16 protein-coding genes and 4 pseudogenes are annotated in these 16,468 nt (G+C 69.4%); 11 read left to right on the top strand and 9 right to left on the bottom strand.

The annotated features are described in order from the left end of the window. The first annotated feature begins 84 nt into the window (after positions 1-84). Positions 85-714: a nucleotidyltransferase family protein gene (locus IE294_RS09030; protein WP_189884144.1), complete on the top strand. Its 630-nt coding sequence runs from the start codon at positions 85-87 to the stop codon at positions 712-714. Positions 715-1,200: 486 nt separating this feature from the next. Here IE294_RS09030 and IE294_RS09025 read toward each other — a convergent pair whose 3' ends face one another. Continuing rightward, complete coding sequence (locus IE294_RS09025) at positions 1,201-1,614, bottom strand: hypothetical protein (protein ID WP_189884142.1); 414 nt, start codon at positions 1,612-1,614, stop codon at positions 1,201-1,203. Positions 1,615-2,087: 473 nt separating this feature from the next. Between IE294_RS09025 and wrbA the strand changes: the two genes are divergently transcribed. The 4 genes from wrbA (at position 2,088) to msrA (ending at position 4,387) form a co-directional block, all read left to right on the top strand. Beyond that, positions 2,088-2,699 carry an NAD(P)H:quinone oxidoreductase gene (wrbA, locus tag IE294_RS09020; RefSeq protein ID WP_189884140.1) on the top strand — a complete coding sequence of 204 codons (612 nt, stop codon included), beginning with the start codon at positions 2,088-2,090 and terminating at the stop codon, positions 2,697-2,699. A gap of 258 nt (positions 2,700-2,957) precedes the next feature. Continuing rightward, a complete protein-coding gene (locus tag IE294_RS09015; RefSeq protein WP_189884138.1) occupies positions 2,958-3,260 on the top strand; it encodes a muconolactone Delta-isomerase family protein in 303 nt (100 codons plus the stop codon). Between the two features lie 51 nt (positions 3,261-3,311). Then, positions 3,312-3,683, top strand: a complete 372-nt coding sequence (locus tag IE294_RS09010) for an SgcJ/EcaC family oxidoreductase (protein ID WP_189884136.1) — start codon at positions 3,312-3,314, stop codon at positions 3,681-3,683. Between the two features lie 188 nt (positions 3,684-3,871). Next, positions 3,872-4,387: a peptide-methionine (S)-S-oxide reductase MsrA gene (gene msrA, locus IE294_RS09005; RefSeq protein ID WP_189884134.1), complete on the top strand. Its 516-nt coding sequence runs from the start codon at positions 3,872-3,874 to the stop codon at positions 4,385-4,387. 292 nt (positions 4,388-4,679) lie between these two features. On the opposite strand, the gene IE294_RS09000 is transcribed toward msrA, so the two are convergent. Next, positions 4,680-5,294, bottom strand: a complete 615-nt coding sequence (locus IE294_RS09000; RefSeq protein ID WP_189884132.1) for a TetR/AcrR family transcriptional regulator — start codon at positions 5,292-5,294, stop codon at positions 4,680-4,682. Between the two features lie 120 nt (positions 5,295-5,414). Further along, positions 5,415-6,098 carry a hypothetical protein gene (locus tag IE294_RS08995; protein ID WP_189884130.1) on the bottom strand — a complete coding sequence of 228 codons (684 nt, stop codon included), beginning with the start codon at positions 6,096-6,098 and terminating at the stop codon, positions 5,415-5,417. A gap of 300 nt (positions 6,099-6,398) precedes the next feature. Between IE294_RS08995 and IE294_RS08990 the strand changes: the two are divergent. The 4 genes and pseudogenes from IE294_RS08990 to IE294_RS49600 all read left to right on the top strand — a co-directional run. Beyond that, positions 6,399-6,577, top strand: a pseudogene (locus tag IE294_RS08990) (preprotein translocase subunit SecY); the annotation flags it as partial. A gap of 67 nt (positions 6,578-6,644) precedes the next feature. Continuing rightward, positions 6,645-6,854: a hypothetical protein gene (locus tag IE294_RS47390; protein WP_229917060.1), complete on the top strand. Its 210-nt coding sequence runs from the start codon at positions 6,645-6,647 to the stop codon at positions 6,852-6,854. Beyond that, a pseudogene (locus IE294_RS49605) lies at positions 6,851-7,054 on the top strand (lipocalin-like domain-containing protein); the annotation flags it as partial. The gene IE294_RS47390 and the pseudogene IE294_RS49605, both read left to right, overlap by 4 nt. Positions 7,055-7,169: 115 nt before the next feature. Further along, a complete protein-coding gene (locus tag IE294_RS49600) occupies positions 7,170-7,367 on the top strand; it encodes a lipocalin-like domain-containing protein (RefSeq protein WP_189884128.1) in 198 nt (65 codons plus the stop codon). A gap of 144 nt (positions 7,368-7,511) precedes the next feature. Here IE294_RS49600 and IE294_RS08970 read toward each other — a convergent pair whose 3' ends face one another. The 5 genes from IE294_RS08970 to snpA all read right to left on the bottom strand — a co-directional run bounded on the left by IE294_RS08970 (position 7,512) and on the right by snpA (position 12,817). Continuing rightward, positions 7,512-8,093: a TetR/AcrR family transcriptional regulator gene (locus IE294_RS08970; protein ID WP_229917059.1), complete on the bottom strand. Its 582-nt coding sequence runs from the start codon at positions 8,091-8,093 to the stop codon at positions 7,512-7,514. Positions 8,094-8,142: 49 nt separating this feature from the next. Continuing rightward, positions 8,143-9,369 carry an MFS transporter gene (locus tag IE294_RS08965; protein WP_189884126.1) on the bottom strand — a complete coding sequence of 409 codons (1,227 nt, stop codon included), beginning with the start codon at positions 9,367-9,369 and terminating at the stop codon, positions 8,143-8,145. Between the two features lie 538 nt (positions 9,370-9,907). Beyond that, entirely contained in the window at positions 9,908-10,444 is a 537-nt protein-coding gene (locus IE294_RS08960) for a cysteine hydrolase family protein (protein WP_189884124.1), read from the bottom strand. A 296-nt stretch (positions 10,445-10,740) separates the two neighbouring features. Further along, positions 10,741-11,019, bottom strand: coding sequence for a GlsB/YeaQ/YmgE family stress response membrane protein (locus tag IE294_RS08955; RefSeq protein WP_189884122.1), 279 nt, complete (start codon positions 11,017-11,019; stop codon positions 10,741-10,743). Between the two features lie 1,033 nt (positions 11,020-12,052). Next, the gene (snpA, locus tag IE294_RS08950) at positions 12,053-12,817 is read right to left on the bottom strand and encodes a snapalysin (protein ID WP_189884121.1); all 765 of its coding nucleotides are present in this window, start codon (positions 12,815-12,817) and stop codon (positions 12,053-12,055) included. Between the two features lie 1,560 nt (positions 12,818-14,377). On the opposite strand from snpA, the pseudogene IE294_RS08945 reads away from it, so the two are divergent. Together IE294_RS08945 and IE294_RS08940 are read left to right on the top strand one after the other, a co-directional pair. Further along, a pseudogene (locus IE294_RS08945) lies at positions 14,378-14,750 on the top strand (transposase); the annotation flags it as partial. Positions 14,751-14,779: 29 nt separating this feature from the next. Beyond that, on the top strand, positions 14,780-15,211 hold the full coding sequence (locus IE294_RS08940) for a DUF5958 family protein (RefSeq protein ID WP_189884119.1): 432 nt from the start codon (positions 14,780-14,782) through the stop codon (positions 15,209-15,211). Positions 15,212-15,290: 79 nt separating this feature from the next. On the opposite strand, the pseudogene IE294_RS08935 reads toward IE294_RS08940, so the two are convergent. Beyond that, positions 15,291-16,295 (bottom strand): annotated as a pseudogene (locus tag IE294_RS08935) (IS110 family RNA-guided transposase); the annotation flags it as partial. Between the last annotated feature and the right edge of the window lie 173 nt (positions 16,296-16,468).

Raw genomic sequence — 16,468 nt, 5'->3', positions numbered from 1 at the left:
GCCGCCCGAACTCCATCTGCCACGAAGAGGGCCTTGATGGCTGAAGGCAGGCGCCGTTGGCCTGCCGCGTGGTAGGCATGAGCGATGATCGGTCGCCTCCCGCTCGACGAGCAGCTCGCTGCCCTCAGGTCTGTGCTGTCCCGTAACGAGGTGCTGGTGGAGGTGCTGAACCGCACGGCCCGAATGGCGCTGCCGGGCTGGTACCTGACGGCAGGCTGCCTGTTCCAGACCGTCTGGAACGTGGTCACGGACAGGCACCCCACCAGCGGGATCAAGGACTACGACGTCTTCTACTTCGACGACCACGATCTGTCGTGGGAGGCGGAGGACGCCGTGATCAAGGCCGCCGACGATGCCTTCGCCGGCTTGCCGGCAGAGGTCGAGGTCCGCAACGAGGCCCGTGTCCACCTCTGGTACGAGCAGAAGTTCGGCGTCGCGTGTGCTCCTTACGCCTCCACCGAGGCTGCCATCGACAGCTTCGCTGCCACTACCTGCTGCTTGGGCGTTCGCCTGGAACGGGACGGGCAGTGGCGCGTCTATGCACCGCATGGGCTTGCCGACGTATTCAATCTCGTCGTCCGGCCCAATCCAGTGCTTGCTCCGCGCGAGGTGTACGAGACCAAAACCGCCCGCTGGCGGCAGCAGTGGCCCGAGCTGACCGTGCTCGACTGGCCTTCAGAGCCCACCACCCTGACGCCTGCCTCGACAAGCTGACAACCAAGCCCCCCGCCTGCGACGGCCGGGTACAGCCGCTGGCCGTCCTGCTCACGGCCGCCCGGCATCAGGTCGGCGTCTGCGTGCGCCCGCTTCTCAAGTCCGTCCGAGAGTCCCGCCTCGGCCGAGGCCGACCCCCTGCCGACCGGCTGTTCCAGATCTTCACCGAGCGCGAAGAGCGCAAGGCCAAAGCCAAGGCCACCGCCCTCGGCGTGCCCCCCCCGCGGGCCGAGTGGAACAAGACCTTCGACGCCCCACGCCGCTGCCCGGCCGTCGCCGACCGGTCACCTTCCGCCGCGCCCCTGTCCAGACCGGCACCGAGTCCTGCCGCTTCCGCGTCACCGAAGCCGAACGACTCAACTTCTGACCGGCGTCACGTGCGTTCAACCGCGATCGGATCGAGGAAGACGGAGTTCCAGAGCGCGCAACGCAGCCTGTGCTGTGTCTCCTCCCTCCGCCTGGGCCGGCGACTCCAGCCTGTCGAGGTCAGCCCTGGCACACACCTCGCGCAGCTCGGCAGTGAGATCGAACCCGATTTCCTGCCCGACCCAGTCCGCGATGGCCAGCGCGTCCGCCACCGACGGACGGATCGGCGGCGATCTGAGGTCCTAGCAGGGACAGCCCACCGTCATGGGCGCCGTGGGCGAGCGCGAGCGCCACAAGGGCCCACCGCGCCGTCGGATCTGTGGGATCGCGGTCCAGCCGTTCGGCGGCGAAAGGGCCCAACTTGTGGGTCATGGCGTGATCGTTGGCCCAGCCGTGCCAGAACTCGTCGTCATGCGGGAGGGCTTCCAAGGCTCGAAGCCCCTCACTCAGCGCCCGCACCATCCGCTCGGCGAACTCGACATGGCCGATGCTGCGGCCAGCCTGCCGAAGCGCCTCGACCTCGTTCTGGCTCATCCGCGCATGATCAACGGCCAGCCCGCGGACCCAGTCGGTTGATGCATCGGTCGACCGCGTTCCGCTGCTTGCACGCCTCGGCGTCCGATCCGGGAGGGCGGCCCTGTGCCGCCCGCTCGCAGTCCGGGAACTCCGCGGCAACCGCCTGATGGCACTCGAACACCAACTGCCGCCAGCCAGGACCCACGTCGACCTCATGTGAAGGATCTCGAACGGGCTGCGTGATCGGCTCCAACGCGTCGTCTGTAACCGGGGAAGTCCCCGCCGTCCAGCCCCCTCACGCGGTAACGGACCACCATCCTCAAGCCCAACATGCCCCTCTTGACCTGGGTAAACGGTCCGGAACCGGCACCTGCGGACCCGCTGGCTCGTGCGTGCCCCGGGTGACGTTTGACGATAGTAGACCGGTCGTCTAGCTTGGATGCCCGGTCGGCTCGACTGATTGCCGCCGTTCCTCGAAATGGAGAAATCCCGTGTCCACTCCGATCAAGCTCGCCATCGTCTTCTACTCGTCCACCGGCACGATCACGGAGATCGCCAAGGAGCTGCACGACGCCGGTGTCAAGGCGGGCGCCGAGGTCCGTCTGCTCAAGGTGGCCGAGCTCGCTCCCAGAGCCGCCATCGACTCCAACCCGGCCTGGGCCGCCCACCACGCGGCCATCGCCGACATCCCCGAGGCCACCCCGGCGGACGTCGACTGGGCCGACGCCGTCATCTTCGGCACGCCGACCCGCTTCGGCAACGTCTCCTCGCAGCTGAAGCAGTTCATCGACACGCTCGGCGGCCTCTGGGCCCAGGGCAAGCTCGCGAACAAGGTGTACAGCGGCTTCGTCTCCACCGCCACGGATCACGCCGGGCACGAGTCCACCCTGCTCGCGCTCTACAACTCCGTCCACCACTTCGGCGGCATCACGGTCACGCCGGGCTTCACCGACCCGCAGAAGTTCGTCGACGGCAACCCCTACGGCACCTCGCACGCCGACGGCCAGGGCACCAAGCCCGTCGGTGAGGTCACCCGTCTCGCCGCCGGCATCCAGGCCGAGCGCGTCGTGCGCATCGCCGCAGCCCTCCAGGCCGCCGCCTGACCGGACCACCGGACGTACCTGTCGGCGTCGCCGCATGGTCGCCGACAGGCCGCCGGGACGGCCTCGACGGGGCGGGATGTGACAGGACGGTGCCGGGCACATGCCGTGTCGTCCGGCGGTGGCTGGCCGACCATGTTCCCTGTGCGCGGCTTCTTCTGCTCCACAGCCCAGACTCCACAGTCCGGACTTCACAACCCAGACCCCGCAGCCCGCAGCCCCGCCCCGCACCCCCGCAGAACCCAGAGAGGACGAACGACGATGAGGGAATTCCTGGTCGTGCTCACCACCACCGTGCCGGAGGGCACCGACCCCGCCGAGGTCGACCGGCGACGCGCGGCCGAATCCGTCCGGGCCAGGGAACTGGCCGCCACCGGACACCTCTTCCGGCTGTGGCGCCCGGTCGGCGAACTGCGCAGCGTCGGCGTGTGGCGCGCGGACGACGAGGCCGACCTGCGTGAGAAGGTGCTCGGCACCCTGCCCCTGTGGCCGTGGATGACCGCCGAGATCACCGCCCTGAAGCCCCACCCGAACGACCCGGGCCCCACCGGCCTCACCGCCTGAACCACATGGGGCGCATCCACCGCGCGCCCTGCCGGCAAGAGGAGAGAACCGATGAGCGGCACAGCAGCACAGGAAACCGTGCTGCGCGGCGTCATGGACCAGTGGAAGACCGCGGTCGACGCGCACGAGCCGGAGAAGGTCGCGGCGCTCTTCACCGAGGACGCCATCTTCCAGGGGCTCCACCCCTACAGCGTCGGCCAGCAGGGTGTCTTCAGGTACTACGACTCCCAGCCGATCGGGCTGGCGGCCGAGTACCGTGTGCTGGAGACACGGAGCCTCGCGGACGACGTCCTGCTCGGGTATCTCGACGTGGACTTCGGTTTCACCGACCGGCCGGACATCCACGTCACTCTCGGTGTCGTGCTCAAGCGGGTGGACGACCGCTGGTACATCTCCCACTATCAGGTGACGAGGCTCGGCTGACGCGCTCCCCGCGCCGCGATTCCCTGCCTCGCGAGTGCACGCCACCGGCAGCACCGGCCTGTTGCCCGGCCTTGGCCGGCGCCGTCGGCAGGGAGCGAATGCGTCACCTGTTTGACAGGTGACGAGCTATGCGTCATAGTAGTGCTGTAACTCCTCCGGTCGCCGGGGGAGGGGAAGGGTGAGAACTGATGACCGACGTCGAGGAAAGGGCGCTGCTGGCCGGCGGCTGCTTCTGGGGCATGCAGGAACTGATCCGCAAACTCCCCGGTGTGACCCGCACCCGGGTCGGTTACAGCGGCGACGACGACCTGGCCAACCCTACCTATCGCAACCACGGGAACCACGCCGAGTCGATCGAGATCACCTTCGATCCGACCGTCACTGACTACCGCACGATCCTGGAGTACTTCTTCCAGATCCACGACCCGACCACGAAGAACCGGCAGGGCAACGACATCGGGGTCAGTTACCGTTCCGCCATCTTCTACCTCGACGAGGAGCAGCGGCGCGTCGCGCTCGACACCATCGCCGACGTCGAGGCGTCGGGGCTGTGGCCCGGATCGGTGGTGACCGAGGTCGTGCCGGCCGGTCCGTTCTGGGAGGCCGAGCCGGAGCACCAGGACTACCTCCAGCGCTACCCGGACGGCTACACCTGCCACTTCCCGCGCCCGAACTGGCGGCTGCCCAAGCGCGCGGAAGTCTGACACACCACGGGGCGGTGAGGCCGCCCTCCACGCGGTACGGCCGCGGGACGAGCCGGTTGGGCTCGTCCCGCGGCCGTCTTCGCGTCCGGCACCCCTGGAGTCAGGGCTGTCCGACGTCGCGGAACATCACCGGTCGTCAGTCACCGGCGAGAGAGGCGCGGTGCCATGCGCGCAGCGGCCGGTACGCCGTCTCCCGGCCCGGCGCGAGGGTGTCCGGCGGGACGGCGGCGGCCCCTGGCCAGCAGGGATCAGGGGCCGCCGCCGTACCTGGACCTCCGGCCCCGTCGTGCCGTCAGGGCGCGGCCGGGACGGCCGGCCGGGCGTTCAGCAGCGCCAGGCAGTTGGCCCAGAGCGCGCCGAGCGTCGAGGTGGTGTTGTAGAGCTTGGCGAACATCACCTGGCCCTCAAGCTGGGCGACGATCGCCCGGGCGGCCTCTCGTGCGTTGCCGACGGTGACCCCCCCACGCTCCTGGGCTTCGGCGACGACCTTCTCGACCATCTCCACCTGGGCATCGAAGATGCGCTGGAGGCGTTCACGGATGGGCTCGGTCTGGTTGCTCAGCTCCAGGGTGAGGTTGCCGAACATGCACCCGGAGACGGTCCCGCAGCTCTGCTGCCCGGCGCGCAGGCCGGCCTCAGTCTCCGCGAACAGCCGGCGCAGCCGCGCCAGCGGTTCGCCCTCGCCCTGGAGAACCCGGGTCCAGTCAGCGCGCTGGGCCTCCCAGTGTTCGTCGAGGACGGCCAGAGCGAGAGCCTCCTTGGACTCGAAGAAGTAGTAGAAGCTGCCCTTCGGCACCCCGGCGGCCTTGCAGATCTCGGCCACGCCCAGCGCCGAGTAGCCACGCGCTTCGATGAGTGACTGGGCAGCGTCGAGGATCTTCTTCCTGGCGTCACTTGTCCGTCCCATGACGCCATTATACGACCGACCGACTACTTGGCCCGGCCGACCACATGCGTGCCGCCCGTCCCGCCTACTTGGTGACCCGGCCTGCTACTGGTCGGTTCGGGCTCACAGCTTCCGTGCCCGTCAGCGGCGGCGTCCCAGGCTGTCCAGCGGTGTGCCGGCCGCCCAGCGGCGCAACCGGCGGCCGTCCACAAGGTGGACGTCGGTCTGTCGGGAGGCCCAGCGCGCCTCGGCCTGGCTGAAGGCGCCGCGGTGGACGATGAGCCGGCCGGGCCGTTCCGCGCCGGGCCGGGCCGTCTCCCGCACGGTCTCCGGCCAGCGGGCGTCCTCGTCGGCCGTCGCGGCGGGACGGAACCTGACGTCGAGCGCGCGACCGTGACGATCCCGGGCGTACAGATGCATGTCCCCCTTGCGCAGGCTCAGATCGGCCACACTCCAGCCGTCGCGCTCCAGCATGCGCGTGGTGGCCTCCACCAGCCCGCGGTCGTCCAGCCGTGCGAGTTCCTGGACGGTGTAACGGCCGCGGCGCCGGCGGAGGGCCCTCCGGCGCAGGCGCAGGCCCGCCGGGGCGGCCGTCACGGACAGGAGGGCGCACATCAGCAGGCCGGTGACCCCGAACGCGTGGCTGAGGCGGCCGGCCAGCAGCACGAGCGTCAGCAGCACCAGGCCGAGGCCGACGAAGGAGGGGAGGACATCGCGCAGCTCGGGACCGTACCGGCCCTGCGCCCGCAGTTCGGCCACCCGCTGCCGACGCAGAGACCGGCGCGACGTCGGGACGGACGACTCCGGATGCCGCGACCTCGTCATCCCGCCCGCTCCCGCCCTCTCGGTTCCTTCGGCCCCTCGCCGTGCCCCTCCGCCGGTCCGACCGTACATCGGTGACCATCCCGCTCAGGACCTCGCCCCACCCGCGCGCCGCCGCTCACCGCCCAGGGACGGGGTGTCAGGGGCGCCGATTGTTCCACGTGTCGGCCGGTGCCTCCACGGGGTTCGCCCTCCGCGTCGATACGTGTCTGTCGGGGCCGGCGCCAGGCTGCTCTCCGGTTGCTGGACCACGGCGGGCAACCGTGCATCCCGCTGAAGGTGAACCCAGCCGGTGTGGTCCCCGTCATCTTCGCCTTCTTCTATGTGGCGATCACGTCACGTTCAACGCGGAGGAAGTGCCGGGGAACATCAGACAGGCCGGGGGATTCGTCCCCGGTATCCAGGCCGGCCGGCCCACGGCCGAGTATTTCGGCTACGTCCTCGACAGACTGACCTGGCCGGGGTTCGCCGCATCTGGGCTTCACCCACGCCACCACCCACGGCGGCTCTTTCCCGGCCACCTCCGACAGCCGCTTCACCTCCGTGGGCATGGGCGCGATCGAGCGGTTCGTACGGCCGGTCACCCACCAGAACTTCCCCGACGACCTTCTGCCGCAGCCGCTGCGCGAGGCGAACCCGCTGCACCTGTGGCGGGTCGTCGACGGCGAACTCACCCAGGACCGAACCGTCCCGACGGCCCCCGTCCGCCCACCGGACGGGGGCCGCTCGCTCCGCACAAGCAAAGGAGTCCTTCCGTGACCGTCATCGACCAAGCCGCCGCGGACGACGAGTGCGAGGCCCACGACGAAGTGCGCCGCAGACTGCTCGGCACCTGGCAACTCGTGTCGTACACCGCCGGCAGTGCCGACGGGGAGATCATCCATCCCCTCGGACCCGCCCCGTACGGCCTGATCGTCTACACCCCGGAGGGCCACATGTCAGCCCATCTGGGGCGCGGCGACGTTCGCCCCTCAGGTCGGCGCGCCTCGAAGACGCGGAGGCCGACGAACTGGCCCGGGCGGCGGCCGGCTACGTCTCCTACGGCGGGCCGTTCGAGGTCGTGGACCCACCACCGTGGAGCACCACGTCACCACCAGCCTCTTCCCGAACTGGATCGGGCGCTCCCAGGTGCGGACGGTGCGTTGCGTGGGCCCGTCCCTCCGGCTCGCCGTCGCCACTCCCACCCGGCTCTGGGGTGCGGAGCGCACGGCCGAAATCACCTGGCACAGGCGGATCTCCGCTCCCACGTGCTCGTACTTGAGGTACCGGTGAGCACGCCCCTCGTCGCTGGCCCGGGCGAGGGCGGGGTAAGGCAGCGGGGGAGGGCGGGGCCGGCCATGGGACCGCCTCCGCCCGCAGGGTCACCGTGGCCCAGGACCCCGTGCAGGCGTCGGAGAACAGCGGGTGTGGCCGTCCTCAGCCGACGAGCGGCGCCGCGTCGAGCAGGGCCGCAGCCGCACCGCGGGCGGTCGTGGCGGCGGAGGGATCACGATCCATCCGCGCGGCCTGACCCGCACCGTCGTAGAGCAGGAGGAGTCGTCGGGCCAGCTCCTCAGGCTCGGCGTACCCGCATGTGGTGGCCAGTTCGGTGAACAGCTCGCGCACCCAGGACCGATAGTGCTCAGCGGTGCGGCGGATGGCACTGTCCTCGGCCGTCTCGGCGCTGGCCCGGACGAACGCGCACCCGTTGTACCCCGGGTCGGTGAAGGCCTCGCCCAGCGCGTCGAAGACACCGAGGATCTGCTCACGAGGAGTGCGGAAGCGCGTCAGGGTACGGGTGATCCGACTCCGCGCGCGCTCGAAGCGCTGCTCCAGATAGGCGCAGACGAGCCCTTCCTTGCTGCCGAAGGTGTTGTAGAGGGACGCCTTCGCCACACCGGCATGCTCGATGACACGGTCGATGCCGACCGTTTGCACGCCCTGCTGGTAGAAGAGTTCGTCAGCAGCCTCAAGCAGGCGCTCACGTGCGGACACCTTGGTCGCGGTCCTGGCCGCCATGACCACCACCCTCTCAGACAGACCTGTCTATTCTAGCGCGGCCCCTGTCTCACCCCTGGGAGCTGGTCTGTGCCAGCGATGCCGCCTCCGGATCGGAGACGGAGAGGGAACCGGCTTCCGGGCGTACGACCGCCACGTGCTCCGCCCGGCGGCCGTTGAGCACCAGACCGGCCAGGGCCGCGAGGGCCAGCACGATGACGGCGATGCCGTACTCCCAGGACGTCCGCACCAGTCCGCCGCCGTGCACGACCAGGACCCCGCCGATCACCGCCGGCACACCGAGCCCCGAATAGCACACGACATACAGAAGGGACAGAACCCCGGCTCGTTCGTGCGGCTCCACCTGCGGCACGACCAGCCTGATGCCCCCCTGGAACCCGCTGCCGAAGCCGAAACCGGATATCGCGCCGCCGATGAAGAACCCGATCACGGACGGGGTGCCGCCGGTTCCGGAGCCGATGGACACCAGGGTGATCACCACGCCGACGACCAGCGAACCGATGCCGATCAGCATGACGCTCCGCGTCGCCGCCTTGCGCAGCAGGACGACGGCCAGACCGGCGGAGCCGGCGAGCACGAACAGGGGCAGGCCGCCCCACACCACGGAGGTGGAGTGGACCAGGGTGCGGGTGAGAGCCGGTCCGAGCGCGCCGTACAGACCGGTCAGCGCCCACACGGCGAACATCACCGGTGCGGCGATCGCCACCGACGCGCGAGCGGACCTGGGCAGCTTGAACTCCGGGGCCATGCTGGCCAGCGCGCCCGGCTTGCGGCCGACGGTCTCGTTCAGGCCGGTCACGGCCAGCGCCTGCACGACGAACACACCGAGAAGCACGTAGTAGACGAGGTGCGTCGGGGCCGGCAGATACTGCACGATCAGCCCGGAGACCAAGGCACCGCTCGCGGTTCCGATCGTGGGCGCGAAGGAGTTGAGGAAACCGCCCTTGCGCGCGTCGAGGTCGAGCATTCCGGCGCCGAGCGCGCCGACCGCCGCCCCGGTGCTCAGCCCCTGGACGACGCGGGCGGCCAGCAGTGCGTCCACGCCACCGGCGGTGATGAAGGTCGCCATGGCCGCCGTCTGGCCGATCAGGGCCACGATCAGCACCGGCCGTCGGCCCACGTGGTCGGAGATCTTGCCGAAGATCAGGAGCGCGACCAGCACGGCCACCGCGTAGACGCCGAAGACGACGGTGACAGTGATGGGCGAGAACCCCCAGCGCGCCTGGTAGAGCGCGTAGAGGGGGGTCGGCGCGCTGGACGAGGCCAGTAGCGACACGAGGATCGAGGACAGGAGCCCGAGGGAGGCGATGGGCCCGAGGCCCCTGCGTCGCGGGGCTCCGTGAGCCCTAGACCGCCTGACCGAAATGCCCTCGGAGGCGGGGCGCTGCGTCGTGCTTCTCATGACTCTCACTCTCGGTCTGGTAAACGAACCCACCTCATAGTAGACAGATCTGTCTGATGCGCGGGAGCCCTGGACCGTGAGACATGTCGCAAAGAAGCGGGGTGCACCCGTTCGGGAGGACCGCGGGACTGTGGCGCGTCGCGTCACTGATCTCCGCCGGAAGGCGCGGTGGACGGCCTCTTCCGCGGCGTCGAAGACATCGGTCACCGTGATCACACACCTGGTAGACACGATCACCGGTGTCGACCTCGTGGCCCCCTCATCGGGCCCATGTCCGGGGACGCGCGGGTGTGCGCGGGGTGGAGGACCTGCCCTCGGTGACCGGGCAGTCGCTCCGCGCTGGGCGCCGGGGCGTACCTGCGGCGGCGTGCGGGACGGTGAGAATCAGGCGATCAGTCCTGGCACCCTGGCTTCACACCCAGAGTTCCCGGCTTCCGCACACCCGCGCACCCATGTTGCGCTCCATCATCCGCAGTGCGGCCTGAGCGAGGTCTTCGTGGATGTGCGCGACGGCGTCGTGCGGAACGATGACTTCGAAGTGCCGGATGTGAGCATCCAGGGCTGAGTACAGCACGCACTGTTCGGTCACCTGTCCGGTGAGCACCAGCCGGTCGATACCCTGCTGCTGCAACAGGTAATGCAGTGGTGTCTCGAAGAAGATGGAGTGGCGGGCCTTGAGGACGAAGAGCGAGTCCGCATCGGGCTTCACAGGCTCGACGAGATGGGCGTGAGGAGTGGCCAGAGCCCGCTCCAGCAACTCGCCGTGATGTGAACGCCACTCACCGAAGTTGTCATTGACGTAGATGACCGGTACCCCGCGACCACGTGCGCGCCGCAGTAGATCGGTCAAGACCGGTACGACCGGTTCTGCCGAGCGGATGAGCTGGTCGGCGTCCTTGTGGTCGTAGGTGTTGATCATGTCGATGACGATCAGCGCAGTCTTGCTCATACGACCAGGGTTCCACCGATGGGCAGCGAGCCAACTTCTGCACACCGTGCAAGAGGCGGACGGCTCACCGTCCTGGGTCCGTGGAAGAGTGTGGCCGTCGGAAGTGTCGTGAGAGCGGACCGCGCGAAGGGCCCGCTGCGGGAAGCGGCATCCCCCGCCCACGCCCGTGGGCCGGTCGTACTGCCGTGTCCCTCCCGTGGCCTCCTGTCGCCCGGCCGGCTCGTACACGCCGATGGCTCCCCCTGCGGATCGGGGGAGCCATCTGGAGAGGCTCGACCGGGTGCGGCGTCAGTGGATCACGCGTGTCGGTGCGAGTGGCGGTTGCCGGCGATGAGGCGGTACAGAGCGAGCAGGATGAGGGAGCCGACGATCGCGGCGATCCAGGTGGAGAGTTCGAAGAACCCGTCGACGGAGTCAACGCCGAAGACGACCTTGCCGAGCCAGCCGCCGAGCAGGCCACCGGCGATGCCGATGAGCATGGTGACGATGATGCCGCCGGGGTCCTTGCCCGGCATGAGGGCCTTGGCGATGGCGCCGGCGAGCAGGCCGATGATGATCCACGCGAGGATGCCCATGATGTGTCTCCGTCTCGCTGCATAAAGACTGTGTTAGCTCCTCGTCTGTACCGTCCGCGCTCATACAAACGTGGAATCTCGGTTTGCGGCTCCTGGAGTGAAAGACGCGGCTGGCTTGCCGTGCCCACCGACCCCTTCGCGGCCGGTTCACGGATCACTCGCTGATCGGCCGGAGTCGGTGCTCCTCGCGCCATGTCCACCATGACAACCCCGAGAGGTGCGGATCTTCGCGGACGTGCGGCTTGGCTCACCGGTCCCAGCACCCATCCCGCACGGCACACCACCTCGCCCTGCCCGTGGCGGCGTCTTGGCGCCGTAGTGCTCCTGTGCGGAGCCGTCCGCCCCAGCCGCCGACCCGGGTGGCCCCACCCCAGCGGGGACGTCGCCGGCGCCCCCGACCCCTGTGGATGACGGCCAGACAGTGGGACTCCGCCACGCCCCGCCGCCGGAGCCCCAACCGACGTCGTCCACCCAGGCGGCCGCGCAGAACCCGCCGGCCACCTCCACGCCGAACCAGGAGAGGCCCACGTTGGCGGTGCCCGAGTCTCCGGCCCCGCCGCCGGAGCCCGCCGAGCCGCCGAGCCGCCGACCGTCCCGTCCGAGCCGAGGCCGGCCCCGCTCGCCGAGGACACGTCCACCGCACCGGGCCCCGCAAGGTCCTACCGCGGAGGCAGACGTGAGTCCCAACTCTCGTAACTGGCAAGCGCCGAGGGGAGATTATGCCTCTCAGCGGCCAACTGCGGCCAATGGCGACTCGAACAGCATGGCCAAGATCGACGACGAGTGGCACGCGGATGGGGCTGGGATGACGGGAGGCCGCGGATGCGGAAGCGTCCAGACCGCGGGCTCAACGACTGGCCTGCGATCCTGCCGTGGTGGGGCAAGCACCGCCGAGGACGACCCGAAGGCGGGCCAACGAGACGCTGGCGGCCGGGGCGGATTTCTTCGCGGCCGACAAGAACAGTCAGACGACCGTCTTGGGTATGTGACCGAAGCCGTCTGACGGCGGGCCGCTGCCCGCTTGGGAACGTGATCAACTCCAGGGCGTACTGTGGATCGGGCGCCACGGACCGTTGCCCGGCGTCACAATCCGTACCGGCGGTGCGGCGCTCGGGTCCCCAGCAGGCTGGTCGCCCGTGCCCGGGGCCTGCGCGAGTCCGGTGGCCCACAGCTGGTCGACACGCGCGCGTTCGGTGGAATTCGGGTATCGGTTGGTGCAGGACGGGCCGGGGCTGCCGCCCGACATCAGCTCACTGCACGGCCCGCTGTAGTCGTCCGGCAGTCCCAGCACGTGTCCGGTCTCGTGGGTGACGACGCGGATCGAGTCGTTCTGCTGGTTCTGGGCGTAGTCGAGGAATACGTAGCCTCTTCCGTGGCCATTGGTGTCGGCGTGGGACCCCCGCGGGTCGTTGCCCTCGTAGTAGGAGAAGTCGGCACCGCTCGTAGCCTCTTCGAGCTTGACGTTGGATTCGGAGCTATTCCAGATCGAGGCCGCGCTCGCTATCTGTGAACGGAAACTCGGCGCCTTTGAAGCGTCGTAGTAGAGGGTCACTGCCTGCGCGCCGGGCTGGGCGGCGCGCTTCTCGGCGACCGACTTGAGCACAGCCTCGAAAAACGCCTTGTTGTTCACGGCCTCCTCGGCCGACCCGTCATACCGCGCCACGGAGGTACCGGCTGAAGCGGGCGGGGTGGCGGCCGGCTCTGCGCTCGCCGGCACTGCCGCGCCCAGCGCGCTGGAGGCCAGACCCAGGCCGAGAGCGAGGGAGAGGAGTCTCGGGGACGGTCGGGAGAATTTCACGCGGGGGGCTCCTGCTCACTCGGTGACGTCGATCGCCGCAGTGCGCCGTCGAGTCGGCCTGAGTACCGGTTCTCAACTGCGGCGACGTCCTGTGGGCCGTCATTCTTAGAACGGCTCAACAGGGTGCGCAACGGGGTCCCGCCACTACGTCGCCTCGTAGGCCCAGGATCTCGCCAGGGCGGTGCGTAGGCCCCCCGGTCAGGACATGGCGACAGGAGGACAAGCTGTCACGACGTCAGAAGCCGTACAGGACGGCGTAGCTGGCATGTGGGTCGACCGGGCGGAGTTCCAGGACGCGCGACAGGATGCACATCTAGGCCAAAGTGAACAAAACCGAAAATATCGTCCACGCCACGTCTACTAAGAACGCTGGTTGATTGGCGGATCGCCGTGACCGACGTCACGGATCGACATCCATCGACCGACGAGAACGGACGGCCGTGACGACCGGCCTTCAGCGACACTTCCACCGAGCGCGTCCCCGGGCGGAGCTGGACCGTCCGGAGCTGGACCGTCCGGAGCTGGACCGTCCGGAGCACCGGACACAGTGACCGCTCCGCCAGCGTCTCCTGGCGGCACTGCTACCTGCTGGATGCCACCGCGCTCCAAAGACCGCGCGGCCCTGCGCGCCTTCGCCGCCCGGCACCCAGCCGCCCACGCCAAGGCCGCCACCGTCCGCCCCCACGCCTGGTGCCACTGCGGCTCGCAGCACTGCGCCGCCCGTCCCGACACCCCAGCCCACTGCGCGGGCACGGTGCTGTTCATCCTGCGCCACGACCCCACCGTCGGCCGCGTCTGGAACGCCGAAGAAGTCTGCGACGCTCCTGGCGCACGTCACCGTCCTCGCCCGCGCCGCCCCACCCCCAGCCGCCCCGGCCGTGCCCGCCGCCCCTCCGATCGTTCCCAGCGGCTTCTCCTCACCCGCTGCCGGCCCCACCGAGACCGAAAGCCGGCGCAGGCCTGCACGACGCTCCCGCCGCGCCCCGCAGCGCACCCGTCCCCGACGCCAGAGCCAGGGTCGCTGAGCGTCCGGCACACGCCTCCCGTAGCAGACACGCCAGGGCCCGAGGCGTGCCGTGGCCTCCGCGTGGGACCCGCTTCCCCTCGCGTCGGAGGGTGGGTGTGGCTGCGCCCGGCCCGGGAACACGCCAGCCTCGTTGCCGCACGCGCCCTCGCGGCCGCGTGCGCCGCCCCGGCCGCCGCGCCAGGCGTAATCGTCACCCTGCCTGTGAAGGACGTGCTCGCCCGACTTCAGGTGTTCGACAAGGACCGCACCGGATACGAGCGCACCGCGTGCGGCATGCGGGACATCACGTGCGAGCTGGTCGGCATCGACCCCGACAAGGTGAGCATCGAGCAGTACGTCCAGTGGGTTCGCAACCACATCCAGCCCTACCTGTTCGACCTCACCTTCACAACCCTCACCTGCGCCGACGGCAGTATCAGCGTCCTCGTTCACCTGGCGCGGCGGCACCGTCCCGGTGCCGCCCGTCCGGCTGTGGGCCAGTACTGCAACGGTGCTTGCCGTGACTGGTGGCCAGGTCGGCCGTTGGTGTCGTTGTGGGTGGGGACCTCGCTGCGCGTCAGGTTGTGGGCGCGTGAGCTGGGTGCGGTGCATGAGCGGTTCGTGCACCGTTTCAGCAGGTCGGAGCGGAGGGAGTCGGCTCTGGCTTATCTGCGGGGGCTGGTCGCTCCGCCGCAGCGCAGGAACGGCTTGACGCTCGCGGAGTAGACCGGCGATGCGGGTCCGGACCGTATTCAGCGGATGTGGAACGGGATCGAGTGGAACGCCGATGAGGCCCTCGATGACGTGCGCCGGTACGTCGTAGACAACCTCGGCGATCCGGACGCCGTTGTGGTCGTGGACGACAGGGGACTGAGTAGGGGACCTCCTGAAACGGCACTGGCGACGGGGGATTACGGGTCCTTCGCCCGCGACTGGTCTCGTGAAATCATCCAGCGGTGACCGAACCGAGCAGCGACGACGGCCGCACTTTCCGGCGCGAGACCGAGCGGGTGGTCAACGAGATCGCCCAGGGGCTGCGCACGTTGGACGCTGGTGTGGGCTGGTTCTCCGGCCTCACCCCGACACGCCAGCAGGAGGTTTTGCGGGAAGTCGCCGGCTATGCGATGCAGGCGCACATCACAGCTGCCGACGGCCGTGCCGGGGTGGCGCGGTCCGGTGTGAAACCCACGGTCAACCCCTCGGTAATGATCTGCATGGATCCGCCCCGCTACGGGTTCGCGGGTCTTCCCTCAGCCGAATACGTCAAGGCGTTCCGCGTCCTCGTCTCCGTGTTCGCCGTTGCTGACACTCGTCGCCGCGAGACGTACTGCAAAGGCGCCTGCGGACACACATGGCACAACCTGCCGGCGGCAACCGAGCAGCCGTAGCGCCGGCCATTGCGGCTCTGGCTGGACTGGTCAGAACTCAATGACCCGCCCACGCAAAACGCTCGGCTAACTTGATCTTCTGCTTGTTACCCCGACGGGAGGGGTGTTCGCCGCGGATGGAGGAGCCGGAGCTTCGGGTGACCGGGGCCAGGCCCGCGTAGGCGGCCAGGTGGGCGGCGGTCGGGAAGGCTGTGGCGTCGCCGACGTCGATGAGGATGCGGGCTGCGGTCCTGACCCCGATGCCGGGCATGGAGGTCAGGACCGGGGAAAGAGGGTGTGCCTCCAGCAGTTCCTCGATGCGGGCGGCCAGGGCCTTGCGCTGGTCGAGTATCGCGCTGAGCGAGGAGGTGAGGCTCGGGATGATCAGCGCGGCGGCGTCGGTGCCCGGCACGACGACGGTCTGTTCGTCCAGGGCGGCGAAGATGTCCTCGACCAGACGCTCGGCCATCCTGGGCGCCTTCGGCCGCAGCAGTGTCACCAGTCGTCGCCGACCGGCTTTCCGCAACTGGCTTGGGGAGCCGAAACGTTCGAGCAGTGTGAGGACGGCCGAATGGTCCAGTCGCGGGCCCAGGACCCGCTCCAGGGGCGGGTGGATCTGGGTGAGCAGGCCGCGCAGGCGGTTCTTGATCCTGGTCACCTCACCTGCGAGGTCGTCGTCAAAGCCGGCGATCATCTCCAGCTCGGCGACGATCTCGTCGGACGGGGCCAGACTCCGCAGGGTGTGCGGCATCGCGCGGGCGGCGTCCGCGATGATCGCGGCGTCGCGGGCGTCGGTCTTCGATTCGCCGGCGTAGAGGTCGGCGATCCGACGCATCGTCAGTCCGGGCAGGTAGGCGATATGGCAGCCGGTCTCCCTGGCTACGGCGAGCGGAAGCGCGCCGATCGAGGCGGGCTGGTCGACCACCATCAGCACGGTTCCGTGCTTGGCCTGCAGTTTGCCGAAGAGCTCGCGCAGCTTCGGCTCGGTGTTCGGTAGGCGCTTGTCGAAGACCCGCTTGCCAGCCGGGGTCAGGACGGTCGCGTGATGCTCGCCCTTGCCGACGTCCAGACCGAGATAGACGTCGATGTCGCTGGTGTCGATCACGTGCCTCTCCGCAATGGTCGTGCTCTCCCCGGCCTCACCTGCGGCATCAGCGTGCCAGCATCCACGTTACGAGGAGCCTGCCTCGCCCGGGACGGGTTCGGCGGTCATGCCCCTAAGACGCCATCTCATTTGGCTCGTTCGGTAGTCTGCGAGTGTGGGGATCGTTGAGCGGC

It is taken from the genome of Streptomyces canarius, assembly GCF_014650735.1.
Lineage (GTDB): Bacteria > Actinomycetota > Actinomycetes > Streptomycetales > Streptomycetaceae > Streptomyces > Streptomyces olivaceoviridis.
Note: the sequence above shows the minus strand (reverse complement) of the source record. Positions and strands in the feature narration are given on the sequence as shown.